Source organism: Aquibium oceanicum (genome assembly GCF_001889605.1).
Lineage (GTDB): Bacteria > Pseudomonadota > Alphaproteobacteria > Rhizobiales > Rhizobiaceae > Aquibium > Aquibium oceanicum.
Genome location: NZ_CP018171.1, coordinates 5,112,181 through 5,128,285, shown reverse-complemented (window position 1 = coordinate 5,128,285; position 16,105 = coordinate 5,112,181). Strand labels below are relative to the sequence as shown.

Sequence of the window (16,105 nt, the reverse complement as noted above, 5' to 3'; positions counted from 1 at the left end):
AGCGATTCGAGGAGGTAGCCATGCCGCGACTTTTCACCGCCCTCGAGGTACCGCGTGACGCCACGCTCTCCCTGTCCCTGCTTCGGGGCGGCCTGCCCGGAGCGCGCTGGATCGACGTCGAGAACTACCACATCACCCTGCGCTTCATCGGCGATGTCGAAGGACGGGTCGCCGACGACATCGTCAGCGGCCTGGACCGGGTCCGCAAGCCGGGCTTCGAGATCCGCCTCTCCGGCGTCGGCGCCTTCGGCACAAAGAAGCCGCACGCGCTCTGGGCCGGCGTCTCGCCTTGCCCGGAACTCACTGCCCTGCAGGGCGAGATCGACCGCATCTGCTCGCGCAACGGCGCGCCCTACGATCCGCGCAAGTTCGTGCCGCACGTGACGATCGCGCGGCTGCGCAATGCGAGCCCGCTCGACCTGGCATCGTATCTCTCCGGTCACGGCGGCTTCTCCACCGCGCCCTTCCGTGTCGGCCGCTTCGTCCTGATGTCATCGCGGGATTCGGTCGGCGGCGGACCCTACATCGTCGAGGAGGCGTGGCCGCTGGACGTGGAAAGGACAGCCTACACCGGCGCATCGACCGCCGCCGCGGATGCCTTCCGCATGTCGCGATAGACCCTTCCGGCGGCTTCGTCTGGTTGCCGGGTCTCCCGCTCGGGTCGATTTCTTCGCGTCGTGCTCCAGTTTCAGCGGATGAAGCCAATCCGGAAGGGGAAGTCGCATGGCGAAACAGAAGCTCGACGCACAGGCGGTACGCGACGCCCTTGCCGAACTCGACGGCTGGGAATTGCAGGACGGCCGCGAGGCGATCGGCAAGACCTTCACGTTCCGCAATTTCAGCGAAGCCTTCGGCTTCATGACAAGGGTCGCGCTCGCCGCCGAGAAGCTCGACCATCATCCCGAATGGTTCAACGTCTACAAGACCGTCGACGTGACCCTGTCGACGCATGACGCGGACGGATTGACCGAGCTCGACTTCAAGCTCGCGCGAAAGATGGACGCATTCGCCCGCTGAGCGGGGACTTGCGACTCTCCGTCGCGCGACCCAGATAAACGAACATGAAGAAGACCATCGACGACGCCGAGATCGAGGAAGTGCTCGCCCCCGTTCCGCCGGATGTGAACCGGCGCCGGGAAAAGCGTGTGCGCCGGGATTTCTGGCGCACGGCACGGCGGGCCGCCGGACGGATCCCCTTCATGGACGAGGTGGTCGCGGCGTATTACTGCGCCATGGACGAGAAGACGCCCATGCGCTTGCGCGGCATCCTTCTGGCCGCGCTTGCCTATTTCGTCGTTCCGCTCGATTTCGTGCCGGATTTTCTCGTCGGTCTCGGCTTCACCGACGACGTCGCGGTGCTCACCGCGGCTCTTGGGGCCATCCGGTCGCACATTACGCCCGCCCACCGCGCGGCGGCACGCAGCTTCCTGCAGGAATAGCCCTCGACGCAGCCATATCCGCCGGCGCCGTTCCCTCGGCCGCGGATGCGAGCGACAAACTCTCGCCGTTTTCGTGACGTTGAGAATTGATCCGTGATGTGCCCGGTTCGTGGCAGGCGCGCCCGGCGGGTTGGCGGGAGCCCAAGGCACATCGGGGCGCCGGGGCCGAAGCGAAGTTCATCCTTTGGTAACCCCGATTAACTTAAATTGAAGCGAATCCCGGTCCGTAGCGGCCGGCATCGATCTTCGATCAGGACACACAAGAACGGCAGGAAACAATGCGTGCACTGATTCTATTCCTGGCAAGCGCCATCGCCGTGACGATCGCCGGCCCAGCCGCCGCGCAATCGGCCACCAAGATCAATCAGTACAACGCCTGGGGGACCTATTCCTATCAGGGCGATTCCGGAAAGGTCTGCTACGTTCTCTCGGTGCCGACCGAAAAGCAGCCGCAAGCGCTCGATCATGGCGACATCTTCTTCTTCGTCAGCCAGAAGCCGGGCCAGAACGTCGCGTTCGAGCCGCAGTTCATCGCCTCCTATCCCTTCCAGGAAAACTCCAAGGTTGCGGTGAAGGTCGGGGACCGCTCGTTCTCGCTGTTCACCAAGGGCAAGTCCGCCTGGCTGGAGAACGCCGCCGAGGAGCCGCAACTCGTCGCCGCCATGAAGGCCGGCTCGGTGATGTCGGTCGCCGCCAAGTCCGGCCGCGGCAACGACACGAGCTACAACTTCTCCCTGCGCGGGATCACCGCCGCGCTGGATTCGATCTCGGCCTGCAAGTAGCACCCGGGTTCGAGACGAATATCCGGCCTGGCTCTCGGTCAGGCCGGCGGTCTCGCGAGGCGGGTGGCCTTCTACGGGCCGGATCGGGCCTGTCGCCGAGCCATCGCGTGACTGACGCGCAAACTTCTGCTATGTCGCGCGCAACATTGGCAATCGGCCGCGGCCGATCATATCTCCCCGACCATGGCCCTATCGTTCGACATCACCTCCGCCGAGACGCGGAACGCGCTCCGTCCCGCGGTTAAGGAAAAACCGCCGCTGGTGGGACTTTCGCGCGCCGCGCTCGCCGGGACGCTGGTCGAGAGCGGCATCGTTCCAGAACGCCAGGCGAAGATGCGCGCCAGCCAGCTCTGGCACTGGCTCTACGTGCGCGGCGTCTCCGATTTCTCCGAGATGTTCAACATCTCCAAGGAGCTTCGCGCCGAACTCGACCGGACGTTCACGATCGCGCGTCCGGAGATCGTCGAGGAGCAGATCTCGTCCGACGGGACGCGCAAGTGGCTGTTCCGCTTTCCGCCGCGCGGTGCGGGGCGGCCGGTCGAGGTGGAGACGGTCTACATTCCCGAGGAAGGGCGCGGGACGCTGTGCATCTCCAGCCAGGTCGGCTGCACGCTCACCTGTTCCTTCTGCCACACCGGCACGCAGAAGCTGGTGCGCAACCTGACGGCGGAGGAGATCCTCGCCCAGCTGATGACCGCGCGCGATCGGCTCGGCGATTTCCCGGACCGCGACACGCCGGCCGGCGCCATCGTGCCGGCGGAAGGCCGCCGCATCACCAACATCGTCATGATGGGGATGGGCGAGCCGCTCTACAATTTCGAGGAAGTGAAGAAGGCGCTGCTGATCGCGTCCGACGGTGACGGGCTGTCGCTTTCGAAGCGCCGCATCACGCTGTCGACCTCGGGCGTCGTGCCCGAGATTTTCCGAACCGGCGAGGAAATCGGCGTCATGCTGGCGATCTCGCTGCACGCGGTGCGCGACGATCTGCGCGACATGCTGGTGCCGATCAACAAGAAGTATCCGCTGAAGGAGCTGATGGCCGCCTGCCGCGCCTATCCGGGGCTCTCGAACGCGCGGCGCATCACCTTCGAATACGTCATGCTGAAGGACGTCAACGACAGCCTGGCCGACGCGAAGGAACTCGTGCGGCTCCTCAAGGGCATCCCGGCCAAGATCAACCTGATCCCGTTCAATCCCTGGCCGGGCACCAACTACCAGTGCTCCGACTGGGAGCAGATCGAGAAGTTCGCCGATGCCGTCAACGCGGCCGGCTACGCTTCGCCGATCCGCACGCCGCGCGGCCGCGACATCCTCGCCGCCTGCGGGCAGCTGAAGTCGGAATCGGAGCGCATGAAGAAGAGCGAGCGCCTGGCGCTCGAGGCCATGATGATCGCGGGGCACGGCGAGGCTTGAGCCGCGTCGGGCTGATTTTCGTCCGGCTTTTTCTCATCATCGTCGGCTACGCGGTAGCGGCGCTCACGGCGAGCGCCTTCCTGCATTTGGTCGCCTGGCCGATGTTCGCGACGCCGGGAGAGGAAGCGCCGTGGCTCCTGATGGGCGGGTTGTTCGTGTCGATTCCGCTGGTGGGGCTTTTCGTCGCGTATTTCGCGTTCATCCCGTTCGCCGTCTCGGTTGGTATCGCGGAAATCCTCGGCTACAGAAGCTGGCTCTATCACGTGCTCTCGGGTGGCGCTGCGGGGTTCGTCGCAATCGCAATTGCGCGCCGCACGCAGGGACCGGTGCCTTATCCTGGCGAGGTCGTCAATCTCGTTGCCGGACTTCCGCTGCTCTGGATGCCTGAGGTCGCGACCGCGGCGATCACGGCGGGCATGGTCGGCGCCACGGCATACTGGCTGGTCGCCGGCCGCTCCGCCGGTCTTCCGGACCGGGGCCCGCCTGACGACCGTCTTCCAAAGTGACGCGCGGTCGAAGCAGGCCGGACCAATTCAGACGAAGTACTGCCCGCCGTTCGCAGTGATCGTCGATCCGGTAATGAAGCCGGCATCGTCCGACGCGAGGAAGACCACGCAGCGGGCAATCTCGGCAGCCTCGCCGAGCCTTCCGACCGGAATTTGGGCGATGATGCCTTCCCGAACCTTCTCCGGCACGGCCATGACCATGTCGGTGGCGATGTAACCGGGGCAGATCGCGTTGACCGTTATGCCGGCCCGCGCGCCTTCCTGGGCCAGCGCCTTGGTGAAGCCGATGTCGCCGGCCTTGGCGGCGGAATAGTTCGCCTGCGCGAACTGGCCCTTCTGTCCGTTGATCGAGGAAATCGTAATGACACGGCCGAACTTGCGTTCGCGCATGCCGTTCCACAGCGGATGCGTCATGTTGAAGACGCCGTCGAGATTGGTCCGCATCACGTCGGTCCATTGCTCGCGCGTCATGCGATGGAAGGGCGCGTCTCGCGTAATGCCGGCATTGTTGACCAGCACCTCGACCGGGCCGAGATCGGCCTCGACCTGCGCAATGCCGTTCGCACAGGAATCGTAGTCCGCGACGGACCATTTGTAGACCGGGATTCCGGTCTCGGTGTTGAAGTTGCGCGCGGCATCGTCATTGCCGGCATAGTTCGCGGCGACGGTGTAGCCGGCCTCCTTGAGCGCGATCGATATGGCAGCCCCTATCCCGCGCGTTCCACCCGTGACGATTGCTGTCCTTGGCATGAATTCTCCTCCCAGATTGTGGGAGTAAGGTAGCAAGGCAGTAGGCGGCTGCCGATCTGCCTATTTTTTTCCTACTGCCTTACTGCCCTTTTCCCCTATCGCCTTTCAAACCGCTTCCACACACATCGCCACGCCCATGCCGCCGCCGATGCAGAGCGTCGCAAGACCCTTCTTTGCGCCGCGCCGGTTCATCTCGAAGACCAGCGTATTGAAGATGCGCGCGCCCGAGGCGCCGATCGGGTGGCCGATGGCGATGGCGCCGCCGTTGACGTTCACGACGTCCGGGTTCCAGCCCATGTCCTTGTTGACCGCGCAGGCCTGGGCGGCGAAGGCCTCGTTGGCTTCCACGAGATCGAGGTCGGCGGCGCTCCAGCCGGCCTTCTCCAGCGCCTTGCGGGAAGCGGGGATCGGGCCGGTGCCCATGATCTTGGGGTCGACGCCGGCGGTCGCCCAGGAGACGATCCGCGCCAGCGGCTTGATGCCGCGCCGCTCGGCTTCCGCCTCCGTCATGAGAAGGACGGCGGCCGCGCCGTCGTTGATGCCCGAAGCGTTGGCTGCCGTCACCGAGCCGTCCTTGTCGAAAGCCGGACGGAGCTTCTGCATGGCGTCGATCGTGGCGCCGTGGCGGATGTACTCGTCCTGGTCGACGACCGTGTCGCCCTTGCGGCCCTTGATCGTGACCGAGACGATCTCGTCCTTGAACTTTCCGGCTTTCTGCGCCGCCTCGGCCTTGTTCTGCGAGGCGAGCGCGAAGGCGTCCTGCGTCTCGCGCGTGATCTGGAACTGCCGCGCCACGTTCTCGGCCGTGTTGCCCATGTGATAGCCGTTGAAGGCGTCCCACAACCCGTCCTTGATCATGGTGTCGACCATCTTGTAGTCGCCCATCTTCACGCCCTGGCGCAGATGGGCGCAATGCGGCGACATCGACATGGATTCCTGCCCGCCAGCGACGATGACCCTGGCGTCGCCCGTTGCGATCTGCTGCATGCCGATGGCGATCGAGCGCAGGCCCGAACCGCAAACCTGGTTGAGGCCCCAGGCGGTCGCGCCTTCGGGAATGCCGGCCGCGATCGCCGCCTGACGCGCGGGGTTCTGGCCCTCTCCGGCCGTGAGAACCTGCCCGAGGATGACCTCGTCGACTTCGGAAGCCTCCACGCCGGCGCGCGCAAGCACCTCCCTCACGACGACAGCGCCGAGTTCGTGTGCCGGCGCGGTGGCGAAGGCCCCGTTGAAGGAACCGACCGCGGTCCGCGCGGCGCTGGCGACGACGATGCTGTTGGGGGCGGCCATTGTGTATCTCCCTGAAGGACGGATCGCTCGAACCGGCTCCCGGGCCGGACGGTGGCGACTTTTCTTGCCCTTTCCATGACCTGTGTCAAACCGGAATCGGCGGTGCCGGGGGACCCTTGCGCCGACGTGCGGGCAGGCTCGTTGCCATCCGAAGGAGAAAGGCCGTCTGCCCGCCGCGGCTTCGTGCACTGCACAAAGCGCTTTCAATCGGCGATGATTTAGGCATATCCTCATCGCATGGCATGGCGCGTTCGACCGATCGCGCTTCATATTCCAAATGTCTGGGAGGGTCGCGTGCCTGTCAAAGACGATCCGGTGGTCATAAAAAAATATGCCAACCGCCGCCTCTACAACACCGGCACATCAACCTACGTCACGCTCGAGGACCTGGCCGAGATGGTCAAGAAGGGCGAGGACTTCAAGGTTCAGGATGCCAAGTCCGGGGACGACATCACCCATCCGGTGCTGACACAGATTATCTTCGAGCTGGAGAACAAGGACGGGCAGAACATGCTGCCGGTGCCCTTCCTGCGACAGCTCATCTCCTTCTACGGCGACCAGATGCAGATGGTCGTGCCGAGTTTCCTCGAACAGTCGATGATCGCCTTTGCCAAGGAGCAGGAACGGTTCCGCGAGCAGATGAAATCCACCATGGCGAAGTCGCCGATGGAGATGATGAACGTCGCGACCCCGATCAAGGCGCTCGAGGAGCAGACGCGGCGCAACATCGAGATGTTCCAGAACGCCATGCGCATGTTCACGCCCTTTCCGCCGCAAGGCGGCGCGGCGGCCAGCCCGGAGCCGGAAGAACAGCCTGCACCGGCCGCCCAGAGCGGCGATGAGCTGAAGGAACTCAAGGAACAGATCGCCGCGATGCAGCGCAAGATCGACCGGATGGGGTGAGAAGGGCCGAACTTCCCCTATCGCCTGATAGCCGGGTTGCTGATTTGTCCAGTTACGCAAGTATAGCCCAATTGCGAGCATGACTTACTGGCGCCGCCCAAGCATTGCTCACTCTCCTGAGAGGTGTTGGATGACTATCTAACACCCGAGAGGAGGGAGCCTGCACGACGCATGGACCATCATTTCTATCTTGCTCGCGCGATCGAGTGCTCCAGTTGACGTAGCTTCAACGCGACCCAATTCATTTTCTCGTCGTACTCGAAGAGTGACAGTTCGTGCCTTGCGCGATCCGGTCCCCCATAATGAAGAGCGCACCACATGCGAGACAATTCCAGTTGAGTACGCTGCACGGGGTGGGGCATTTGCGAAATGATCTCATCGAACGCGACCAGTTTCGCCTCCAGAGGCATTTCATCCATCTCGGCAAGTCGCTCGCTCACCTCGGACTCGGATGGCGTCGACCTCACCATGAACAATGCACTTGAAAGGCAATATCCGACAACCTCAAAATGATCGCGGAACATCTGCATCGTCAGCGGAATCCATGGAAGATGATCAAAGACATAATCCTGCTGAATAATAATCGATTGAGGTCGGAGATGGGGGAAGAATATCTTTGAACCCTGCGTGTTCAACGCCTTTGTCTTCAAAAGATCAAGGAAAAGAATGTCGATAGGCCTGCCACTCCAGCTGTGATCGAGGAGGTCGCCTTTAACGATTGATATAAGATCTTCGTGACCGTAAATGTTGTTCAGAAAAATGGGTATAAGTGAGGAGCCAACTTTTACATCGAGACCTTTTCGCTGGAGATAAATCGTCCGGGTGTGTTCATCCGCGACGAACAAATCGAACGATGCCACCATGCCGCTGCGCGCCGGATGGCCGCCATCCTTGATTCCAAGGCAGAAAGCCAAGGTGGATGCTCCGGTCCAGCACCCTGCATCCACGATGCAATCGAGCGGGCGGTGGAAATCCTTGGTCAAATGCCACAGCATCGCCTTCTCAGGGGGCCGCATCATTGAGAAAGTGTTTTCGACCCAAGGTGGAACCGTGCGGTTCCACTCCGAGGCTTTTATCATTTTAAGATATTCGTCCTCGGTTTTCATCAGTTGGTTCCCGCTCAGTCCTCGAAGTACTTCGCATATCATGGGGGTTGATTTCAATCACCAATCTGACTTTCACCACTGTTGCTGTGACGCCGACGCGTCTGAAGACTTACGGCAGAGACGGGCCGACACAGTCTGAGCCTGCCGCTCACCACCCCAGCGCGCACCCATCCTTGCGCGGATCCGATCCGCCGATGAGGAACCCGCTCTCGTGGTCGATCGCTATGAGCTGGGCGCCGCCCCAGGGGCCGAGGGCGTCGCGGAGGGTGTGACCTTTCGCGGCCAGTCCCTCGCGGACACCGGCCGGAATGCCGGCCTCCGCTTCCAGCGTGCCGTCCTCGCCCCAGAACAGCCGCGGAAAATCGATCGCCTGCTGCGGGTCCATGCCGAAGTCCAGCATGTTGGAAAGCACCAGCGCATGGCCCATTGGCTGGTAGGCTCCGCCCATGACACCGAACGCGTATGAGGGCTTCCCGGCCTTCATCGCCATGCCGGGGATGATGGTGTGCATTGGACGCTTGGCCGGCGCGAGTTCGTTGGGGTGGCCTTTCTTCAGCGTGAAGCAAGCGCCGCGGTTCTGCAGGACGACGCCGGAGTTCGGCGTGACGATCCTCGAGCCGAAACCGGAGTAGAGCGAATTGATGAAGGAGACGGCGCGGCGGTCGCGGTCGACCACGCACAGGTATACCGTGTCGGAGTTTGGAACCGGGGGAAGCACGATCCTGTCGTTGCGCCGCTCCTGGAGGAAGCCACCGGCGAGGGCCCTGGCGTAGGCCAGGTCGAGCAAATCCCTGGTGTCGCAGTTCATCGAAGCTGGATCGGCGATGTGGCTGTCACGCACGGCATAGGCGAGGCGCGCCGCCTCGATCATCAGGTGCCAGCGGTCGGTGCCGTCGACGGAAGTGCGATCGGCGCCGAGTTGCTTCATCAGGTTCAGCATGATCAGGGCGGTGAGGCCCTGGCCGCTCGGCGGGATCTCGAACACGTCGTGGCCGCGGTAGGCGGTCGTGATGGGATCGACCCAGTCGGCGGAGACTTTCGCCAGATCCTCCTCGGTCAGGAATCCGCCCTTTTCGCGTACGGTCCTGGCGATTTCCGTGGCGACCTCTCCCTCGTAGAAGGCGACGGAGCCGCGCTCGGCGATTTGGCGCAAGGTCGCGCCGAGCGCCGGAAGCCGGTGGCGGGCAAAGACCGGGGGCGTGCGTCCATTGGGGAGATAGTGCATCGCGCCGCCTTCGTCGGCGGCGAGTTCCGAGGCATAACGCGCCCAGTCGCGCGCGACTCGAGGGTGGATCGCGAACCCTTCCTCCGCGTAGCGGATGGCGTCGAGGAAGAGCCGGTCGAAGCCGCGGGTTCCGAAACGCTGCGACAGCACCTCCCAGGCCTTGATCGCGCCGGGGACGGTCACGCTGTGCGGGCCGGTGGCGGGCATGTCCGTGAAGCCGCGCTCGCGATACCACGCCGCATTCGCTCCCGCCGGCGCGCGGCCGGAGCCGTTGAGGCCATGCAGCGAGCTGTCCGGCTCGGCCAGGATGACGAAGCAATCTCCGCCAATGCCCGTCATGTGCGGCTCGACCACCGCCAGCGTCGCGGCGGCGGCGATGGCGGCATCGACAGCGTTGCCGCCGTCCTTCAGGACCGAAAGGGCCGTGGCCGTCGCCAGCGGGTGCGAAGTCGCCGCCATGCCGTTCTCGGCGATCACGGGGGAGCGGCCCGGCAGATCGAAATTGCGCAAGGAACCTCCGTGGCGGCGGTTACGCGTCTGTTCGACGGGAGCGATCAGTTGAAGCTGACGTCGCGCCCCGCCGAGCGGATCGAGACGGAGAAGCCGGCCACGAGATCGACCAGCGCGATGACGAGGAGGATGAAGAAGACCGAATGCGCGGCGCCGCGCACGAGGAGGAACTCCACGAGATAGGCGACGAAGACGAAGGTGGAGAGGAGATGGTCGACGACGGAGGCATTCGAGGTCCGGGTCGACTTCATGATCTCGACGAAGAGCAGGATGAGCGCGATCAGGATGGTGAGGTCGCCCAGCGTCATCGACCAGTCGCCGCCTGACATCATCGGGATGGTGAAGAGCACCTGCTCCCACGGTCCGGCTGGACCGCCGCCGAGCATCCCGGCGAGGCCGAGGTTGAAGATGATGAAGGGGACGATCAGCAGCGGGATGGAGGCCATTGCGCACTCGCTTTGTCAGGTCCGCACCGGTGTAGCGGGCCGGAGCGCAGCGTCAAGATGATGCCAGGCCACAAACGCAAAAGACCGGCACGGGGCCGGTCGATGCGTCACGAAAAGAGAGCCTGAAGGCGGCTCAGCTTTCCTTGGATTCGAGAACCTGACGGCCGCGGTACATGCCGGTCTTCAGGTCGATGTGATGCGGACGGCGAAGTTCGCCCGAGTTCTTGTCCTCGACATAGGTCGGGGCCTTCAGCGCGTCGGCGGCGCGACGCATGCCGCGCTTGGACGGCGAGGTTTTTCTTTTGGGTACAGCCATGGAACCTGCTCCATCGATCGGTCAAAGCCCGCCGCGCCCTCGTTTCGAAGAGCCAGTCGCGACAGGCTGTTTTTTGAAAGTCGCGTGCCTATACACGCTGGAACCCGCTTTGGCCAGCGGGGTCGCCAAATTTTTGTCGCACGGCCGCGCCGAGGCGTCCTACTTCACGCAGCGAATGTGGGAGCCGGCCTGCTGTGCCCGTTTCTCGATGACATTGGCGAGCTTGTTCAGCCCGGAGGTCGGCCGCCCCGGTGTACGGGCGATCGGGTTGGGGAGCGTCACGGCGAGGAGGGCGGCCTGCCGGCGCGACAGCTTGGCCGCCGATACTCCGAAATGGTGCTGCGCAGCGGCTTCGGCGCCATAGATGCCGGGGCCCCACTCCACGATGTTGAGATAGATCTCCATGATGCGTTTCTTGGGCACGATGGCGTCGAAGGCGAGCGCCATCGGAGCTTCGAGCGCCTTGCGCACGAAGGAGCGGCCCTGCCACAGGAACAGGTTCTTGACCGTCTGCATGGGGATCGTCGAGGCGCCGCGCGTCTCCTCGCCTGCCAGTGCGCCGTCGATGACCTGGTTGAGGGCGCCCCAGTCGATGCCCCGGTGCGAACAGAACTGGCCGTCCTCGGACATGATGACGGAGTGAACCAGCACGGGTGCGATCTCCTCCAGCGGAACCCATTCGCGCTCGTAGCCCTCGAGCGTGACGAGGTCCTTCGCCATCAGGGTGGAGATCGGATGGACGAAGGGGAGCAGATAGAGCAGCGTCAATGCCGCCGGGATCAGGGCGAGCGCGACCAGCGCCACCAGGAGGACCCCCAGCCACCTGCGCAATCTGAACCGGGATCGTCTCTGTTTCGCCGCGCGGCGCGCCATTGGGCCCTCCGCGGGCTCGGGGTCAACTTCGGGTGTTTCCACAACGGGCATGCATTCGCTTCACCTATCGTGGACATAAAGCGCGAGAACACCAGGTGCAACGCCGCGCTTGACCACCGGGGAATTTGCGGCCATCGCTCGCCCGCATGCAAGCCGATGTCGAAACCCTCTTCGAAGCAACGCGCATGGCGCATGCCGATGCCGTGGAATCCATGCTGCGGGCGCTTCTGGACGACCGCCCGCGCGACGGCGAGGTGGCGCGGCCGTCCGGCCTCTTGCAGGCGATCCGCCATGGGGCGCTCGGCGGCGGGAAGCGGCTACGGCCGTTCCTGCTACTGGAGAGTGCCGCCCTTTTCGGCGCGACGGGTACCGCCCCCTTGCGGGTCGCGGCGGCGCTGGAATGCATTCATTGCTACTCGCTGATCCACGACGACCTGCCCGCCATGGACGACGACGACATGCGGCGCGGGCGGCCGACCGTGCACCGGGCGTTCGACGAGGCGACGGCGATCCTCGCAGGCGACAGCCTCTTGACCTACGCCTTCGACGTCATCGCCAGCGAAGAGACGGAACTCCCGGCCGAGCGGCGCGTCGAACTCGTCACCCGTTTGGCGCGGGCGGCGGGACTGGGCGGCATGGCCGGCGGACAGTTTCTCGATCTCGCGGCCGAGCGAGAGACGCCCGGCGAGGACGGGATCCTCCGGCTCCAGGCCATGAAGACCGGTGCGCTTATCCGCTTCGCCTGCGAGGCCGGCGCGATCGTCGGGCAGGCGAGTCCCGCCGACCGCGAGCGGCTGGCGGAATTCGGCTCCGCGATCGGCCTCGCCTTCCAACTCGCCGACGACCTCCTCGACCTGACCTCCGATGCCGCCACGCTCGGCAAGGCGGCGGGAAAGGACGCGGCGGCGGGCAAGGCGACGCTCGCCGGCTTGCACGGCATCGAGTGGACGCGCCGGCAATTGTCCGGGCTGATGGACCAGGCCAACGACCTGTTGCGGCCGTTCGGCGAGGCCGGGACCATGCTTCGCACGGCCGCGCGGTTCGTGATCGAGCGCGACCACTGACCCGATCAGGCGGAAAAGCTGAGCGTTAAGCCCGGTTTAACGCGATTGCTCGATGTTTACGGACATTCGGGCGATTTCAGTTTTTCGGGTACGCCATGTCTCCAGTCATCACGCGCTCCTACATGCGCGGCCGGATCTACGCGATTCTGGCCGGTTTCGTGATGGTGGTCTCCGCCGGAACCGGCTTCATGATGTGGCAGTCGGAACTGGCAAAGACGAACGTGAAATTCGGCGCGGTCATCACGTCGATGGCAGATGCCACGAGCGACGTGCTCTACCAGACGATGCGCCTTGACAACACGCGCATCCGCAAATCGGCATCCGCCGCCTCCACGACGGTTTCAGGTGATATGGCGGCGCCCTCTTCAATCGACAGGGACGGGTCTCTGGAAACGCCTCCCGAAGTCGCCCTGATCCGCGCCGATCTTCGCGATGCGCTCGATCGTCTCCAGTCAGCCTACGAGGCGCTGGAGCATGCGATCGAAGGAGACGTCATGGTCGGCGAGAGCCGCTCTATCACTGCGGGGGAGGCGGGGAACCAGTCCGACGGCAATATCGGGGGCGGCGACACGCTGCTCGATGCCATCATCGGTATCGATGCACCCAAGGCCGTCCGCGACATTTGGGAGGGAGACGGCACCGCCTCCCTGAAACGCGACATTCGCGAAGTTCTCACCCACGCCGACCGGCTCGACATCTTCCGCGACAATTCGCAGCCCGCCGCCCAGCGGGTGTTCCTCCAGTTGAAGCAGTTCGCCAACGACCGGTTACGCCCGAACCTGTCGCGTTCCCTCGACCAGCTCAACGCTGACATGATCTCGCGATATGGCACGCTTCAGCTGTCGCTGCTCGTCGTGGCGATCGTCATGATCGCGGCGGGCGGGCTCGTCGGGCTGCGTATCTTCGAGCCGATGATGCGCAACATCTATGCATCGCACGAAGACCTGCGCCGGGCGAAGGAAACCGTGGAAGGCGCCAAGCTGAAGGCCGAGGCCGCCGACCGGGCCAAGTCGGAATTCCTGGCGAACATGAGCCACGAGATCCGCACCCCGATGAACGGGGTGATGGGCATGGCGGAACTGCTGGAGCGTACGGAACTCGACAAGCGGCAGTCGATGTTCGTCGACGTCATCCTGAAGTCGGGTAATTCGCTGCTGACGATCATCAACGACATCCTCGACTTCTCCAAGATCGATGCCGGGCAGCTGGAACTCGATCCCGCGCCGTTCCGCATCGGCGAGGCGATCGAGGACGTCGCGACGCTGGTTTCGGCAAAGGTCGCGGAGAAGGACCTCGAACTCATCGTCCGGGTCGATCCAGCGCTGCCGGTTTCGGTCGTCGGAGACGTCGGCCGCTTCCGCCAGATCGCCACCAACCTGGTCGGCAACGCCGTGAAATTCACCGAGAAGGGACATGTCCTGGTCGATATCTCCGGCACGGTGCGCGGAGAGACCGTGGACATCACGCTGCGCGTCGAGGACACCGGCATCGGCATTCCGCGGGACAAGTTGTCCGCGGTGTTCGACAAGTTCGCACAGGTCGATGCCTCGTCGACCCGCCGGCACGAGGGAACCGGGCTGGGGCTCGCCATCGCCTCGCGGCTGGTGGAACTGATGGGCGGGAAGATCGCGGTGGAGAGCTCGGTCGGGGAGGGATCGACCTTCTCGTTCACCATTTCGCTGCCGGTCGACAATTCGGGTGTCGCGTCCAGACCGGTCGTCCCGGTCGACGTCACAGGTGCGCGGGTGCTTGCGATCGACGACAACCCGGTCAATCGCGACATTCTCGTCGAACAGCTCAAGAGCTGGGGTTTCGACTGCGCGGCTGTCGAGAGCGGAGCGGTCGGCATCGCCTTCCTGGAGCGTGCACGGCAGCTCGGCATCCCGGTCGACTGCGTCATCCTGGACTATCAGATGCCGGGCATGAACGGCGGTGAGGTGGCAAAGTCCATCCGGGACAATCCGAAGATTGCTCCGGTTCCGGTCGTGCTTCTGACGTCGGTGGACCAGGCACAGACCGCGCGCCTGGCCATCGAATTCGGCATCGCCGCGCATCTTCACAAGCCGGCGCGTTCCTCGGCGCTGCTCGAGACGCTCGTGTCGGTGATGCAGAGGGCGAGGACGGAGATCCTGCCGCCTCGGAACTCGGAGACGGTTCCGTTTCCCTCCCGCGTACGGCTGGTCGAGCCGACCGAGCGGCGAATCTCCGCCCAGACCATCAACAAGCCGGGGCAGCTGGACGTCCTTGTCGCCGAGGACAACGAGGTCAATCAGCTGGTGCTCCGCCAGATTCTCGAAGGCCTGGGGCTGAGCTACCGCATCGCCGGCAACGGTCGGTCGGCGGTCGAGATGCATCGGCTGCTCAAGCCGAAGATCATCCTCATGGATGTCTCGATGCCGGAGATGAACGGGCTGGAAGCCACCCGCGCGATCCGCGAGGCGGAGCGGGGGACCGGCGTGCACACCCCGATCATTGGAATCACGGCCCATGCGCTGAAGGGCGACAAGGAGAAATGCCTGGAAGCGGGCATGGACGACTACCTCTCCAAGCCGGTCTCTCCCAACAAGCTGTCGCTGAAGGTGGAAACCTGGATCGGCGGCGGCGAGATGGCGCGCACGGCCTGAGCGGCTGCCTCTACCGGTTGCGCAGCACCACGCAGGAACCGCCCACACCGCGCAACTGACGGCAGATCGCGTTCGCCTCTGCGCGGTCGTCGGCGCCGATCCTCACCGCATAGATGCCGCGCCGGCCGATCGGGCTGCGTATGCGGCTCACCACCGGTTCGTGGTCCGAAAGCAGCGCCGGGAAGCGCGCTTTCACCCGCTGGTATTGCCTCACGGCTGCCGCGCGCCGGAAATTCCCGGCGACCTGGATGCCCCATGGCTTCACGTGCACCGAGGCCATCGGCACGGTGGCGCTCATGGTGACCGGAAGCGCTTCGCAGGACTCTTCGAAAGTCTTTTCCTTCTGGAGCGGCGGGACGACCACGGGCTGGGTGCGGCCGATGAAGTTCTCGGCGGGCTCGCCCAGAATGTCGAGGACGTAGTTCTCCGTCTCCAGCGGCAGGAATCCGCCCTGCCGGAGCCAGCGTCCGACGCGGCCTTCGCCGGCATTGTAGGCGGCCGCGGCGAGGCCGAGATTGCCCAACCCTGTCTTGAGCTCGCCCAGGTAGGCGGCGGAAGCCGGGATCGCCTGTTCGACGTCGAAGCTGTCTGCCAGGCCCCGCAGTTGCGCGGTTCCGGGCATGAACTGCGCGATCCCTTCCGCTCCGGCCGGGCTGACCGCGTTCGGGTCGAACCGGCTTTCCTTCCAGATCAGCCGCGCGAGGAAATCCGGGGGAAGCTCGTTGCTTTTCGCGTGCGTTTCGATCAGGTCGCAGATGCGCTCGACGGTGACCGGCTGCGGCCCCTTCGGACGCGGTCCGGGAGGATCGGCCCATGCCGGCGGCGAAACGAGGGCGGATGCGGCCAGGACTATCCGCG

Annotated in this window: 17 protein-coding genes; 9 read left to right on the top strand and 8 right to left on the bottom strand. The window is 64.4% G+C overall.

Annotation, left to right across the window (positions count from 1 at the left end; all coding sequences use genetic code 11):
- Positions 1-20: 20 nt before the first annotated feature.
- The 6 genes from thpR to BSQ44_RS25110 all read left to right on the top strand — a co-directional run bounded on the left by thpR (position 21) and on the right by BSQ44_RS25110 (position 4,140).
- Positions 21-617 carry an RNA 2',3'-cyclic phosphodiesterase gene (thpR, locus tag BSQ44_RS25135; RefSeq protein WP_072608287.1) on the top strand — a complete coding sequence of 199 codons (597 nt, stop codon included), beginning with the start codon at positions 21-23 and terminating at the stop codon, positions 615-617.
- Positions 618-723: 106 nt separating this feature from the next.
- Positions 724-1,017, top strand: a complete 294-nt coding sequence (locus BSQ44_RS25130) for a 4a-hydroxytetrahydrobiopterin dehydratase (protein ID WP_072607735.1) — start codon at positions 724-726, stop codon at positions 1,015-1,017.
- Positions 1,018-1,073: 56 nt separating this feature from the next.
- Entirely contained in the window at positions 1,074-1,439 is a 366-nt protein-coding gene (locus BSQ44_RS25125) for a YkvA family protein (protein WP_072608286.1), read from the top strand.
- 278 nt (positions 1,440-1,717) lie between these two features.
- Complete coding sequence (locus BSQ44_RS25120; protein WP_072607734.1) at positions 1,718-2,221, top strand: invasion associated locus B family protein; 504 nt, start codon at positions 1,718-1,720, stop codon at positions 2,219-2,221.
- A 183-nt stretch (positions 2,222-2,404) separates the two neighbouring features.
- Positions 2,405-3,634, top strand: a complete 1,230-nt coding sequence (rlmN, locus tag BSQ44_RS25115; protein ID WP_072607733.1) for a dual-specificity RNA methyltransferase RlmN — start codon at positions 2,405-2,407, stop codon at positions 3,632-3,634.
- The gene (locus tag BSQ44_RS25110) at positions 3,631-4,140 is read left to right on the top strand and encodes a hypothetical protein (protein WP_072607732.1); all 510 of its coding nucleotides are present in this window, start codon (positions 3,631-3,633) and stop codon (positions 4,138-4,140) included. The genes rlmN and BSQ44_RS25110 overlap by 4 nt, the downstream gene beginning before the upstream one ends.
- Before the next feature lie 27 nt (positions 4,141-4,167).
- Here BSQ44_RS25110 and phbB read toward each other — a convergent pair whose 3' ends face one another.
- Both phbB and BSQ44_RS25100 read right to left on the bottom strand, forming a co-directional pair.
- Positions 4,168-4,890 carry an acetoacetyl-CoA reductase gene (phbB, locus tag BSQ44_RS25105; protein ID WP_072607731.1) on the bottom strand — a complete coding sequence of 241 codons (723 nt, stop codon included), beginning with the start codon at positions 4,888-4,890 and terminating at the stop codon, positions 4,168-4,170.
- A gap of 105 nt (positions 4,891-4,995) precedes the next feature.
- Complete coding sequence (locus BSQ44_RS25100) at positions 4,996-6,180, bottom strand: acetyl-CoA C-acetyltransferase (RefSeq protein ID WP_072607730.1); 1,185 nt, start codon at positions 6,178-6,180, stop codon at positions 4,996-4,998.
- Between the two features lie 294 nt (positions 6,181-6,474).
- Here BSQ44_RS25100 and phaR point away from each other — a divergent pair, with 294 nt between their 5' ends.
- On the top strand, positions 6,475-7,083 hold the full coding sequence (gene phaR / locus BSQ44_RS25095; RefSeq protein ID WP_072607729.1) for a polyhydroxyalkanoate synthesis repressor PhaR: 609 nt from the start codon (positions 6,475-6,477) through the stop codon (positions 7,081-7,083).
- A gap of 185 nt (positions 7,084-7,268) precedes the next feature.
- On the opposite strand, the gene BSQ44_RS25090 is transcribed toward phaR, so the two are convergent.
- From BSQ44_RS25090 to mtgA, 5 genes are all read right to left on the bottom strand, one after another.
- Complete coding sequence (locus tag BSQ44_RS25090; RefSeq protein WP_072607728.1) at positions 7,269-8,189, bottom strand: class I SAM-dependent methyltransferase; 921 nt, start codon at positions 8,187-8,189, stop codon at positions 7,269-7,271.
- Positions 8,190-8,337: 148 nt separating this feature from the next.
- The gene (locus tag BSQ44_RS25085; protein ID WP_072607727.1) at positions 8,338-9,924 is read right to left on the bottom strand and encodes a gamma-glutamyltransferase family protein; all 1,587 of its coding nucleotides are present in this window, start codon (positions 9,922-9,924) and stop codon (positions 8,338-8,340) included.
- 44 nt (positions 9,925-9,968) lie between these two features.
- Positions 9,969-10,370: a hypothetical protein gene (locus tag BSQ44_RS25080; protein WP_072607726.1), complete on the bottom strand. Its 402-nt coding sequence runs from the start codon at positions 10,368-10,370 to the stop codon at positions 9,969-9,971.
- Between the two features lie 133 nt (positions 10,371-10,503).
- Entirely contained in the window at positions 10,504-10,686 is a 183-nt protein-coding gene (gene rpmF, locus BSQ44_RS25075) for a 50S ribosomal protein L32 (RefSeq protein ID WP_072607725.1), read from the bottom strand.
- 159 nt (positions 10,687-10,845) lie between these two features.
- The gene (gene mtgA / locus BSQ44_RS25070) at positions 10,846-11,559 is read right to left on the bottom strand and encodes a monofunctional biosynthetic peptidoglycan transglycosylase (RefSeq protein WP_114580030.1); all 714 of its coding nucleotides are present in this window, start codon (positions 11,557-11,559) and stop codon (positions 10,846-10,848) included.
- Between the two features lie 185 nt (positions 11,560-11,744).
- On the opposite strand from mtgA, the gene BSQ44_RS25065 reads away from it, so the two are divergent.
- Positions 11,745-12,623 carry a polyprenyl synthetase family protein gene (locus tag BSQ44_RS25065; protein ID WP_072608285.1) on the top strand — a complete coding sequence of 293 codons (879 nt, stop codon included), beginning with the start codon at positions 11,745-11,747 and terminating at the stop codon, positions 12,621-12,623.
- A gap of 95 nt (positions 12,624-12,718) precedes the next feature.
- Positions 12,719-15,247 carry a response regulator gene (locus tag BSQ44_RS25060; RefSeq protein ID WP_072607723.1) on the top strand — a complete coding sequence of 843 codons (2,529 nt, stop codon included), beginning with the start codon at positions 12,719-12,721 and terminating at the stop codon, positions 15,245-15,247.
- 10 nt (positions 15,248-15,257) lie between these two features.
- On the opposite strand, the gene BSQ44_RS25055 is transcribed toward BSQ44_RS25060, so the two are convergent.
- Entirely contained in the window at positions 15,258-16,100 is an 843-nt protein-coding gene (locus BSQ44_RS25055; protein WP_072608284.1) for a lytic transglycosylase domain-containing protein, read from the bottom strand.
- Positions 16,101-16,105: the final 5 nt, after the last annotated feature.

Coding starts and splice junctions, on each gene's coding strand:
- thpR (WP_072608287.1), top strand. CDS start 21: ATGCCGCGACTTTTCACCGCCCTCGAGGTACCGCGTGACGCCACGCTC.
- rlmN (WP_072607733.1), top strand. CDS start 2,405: ATGGCCCTATCGTTCGACATCACCTCCGCCGAGACGCGGAACGCGCTC.
- BSQ44_RS25120 (WP_072607734.1), top strand. CDS start 1,718: ATGCGTGCACTGATTCTATTCCTGGCAAGCGCCATCGCCGTGACGATC.
- phbB (WP_072607731.1), bottom strand. CDS start 4,890: ATGCCAAGGACAGCAATCGTCACGGGTGGAACGCGCGGGATAGGGGCT.
- mtgA (WP_114580030.1), bottom strand. CDS start 11,559: ATGGCGCGCCGCGCGGCGAAACAGAGACGATCCCGGTTCAGATTGCGC.
- BSQ44_RS25060 (WP_072607723.1), top strand. CDS start 12,719: ATGTCTCCAGTCATCACGCGCTCCTACATGCGCGGCCGGATCTACGCG.
- BSQ44_RS25080 (WP_072607726.1), bottom strand. CDS start 10,370: ATGGCCTCCATCCCGCTGCTGATCGTCCCCTTCATCATCTTCAACCTC.
- BSQ44_RS25090 (WP_072607728.1), bottom strand. CDS start 8,189: ATGAAAACCGAGGACGAATATCTTAAAATGATAAAAGCCTCGGAGTGG.
- BSQ44_RS25100 (WP_072607730.1), bottom strand. CDS start 6,180: ATGGCCGCCCCCAACAGCATCGTCGTCGCCAGCGCCGCGCGGACCGCG.
- BSQ44_RS25065 (WP_072608285.1), top strand. CDS start 11,745: ATGGCGCATGCCGATGCCGTGGAATCCATGCTGCGGGCGCTTCTGGAC.
- rpmF (WP_072607725.1), bottom strand. CDS start 10,686: ATGGCTGTACCCAAAAGAAAAACCTCGCCGTCCAAGCGCGGCATGCGT.
- BSQ44_RS25130 (WP_072607735.1), top strand. CDS start 724: ATGGCGAAACAGAAGCTCGACGCACAGGCGGTACGCGACGCCCTTGCC.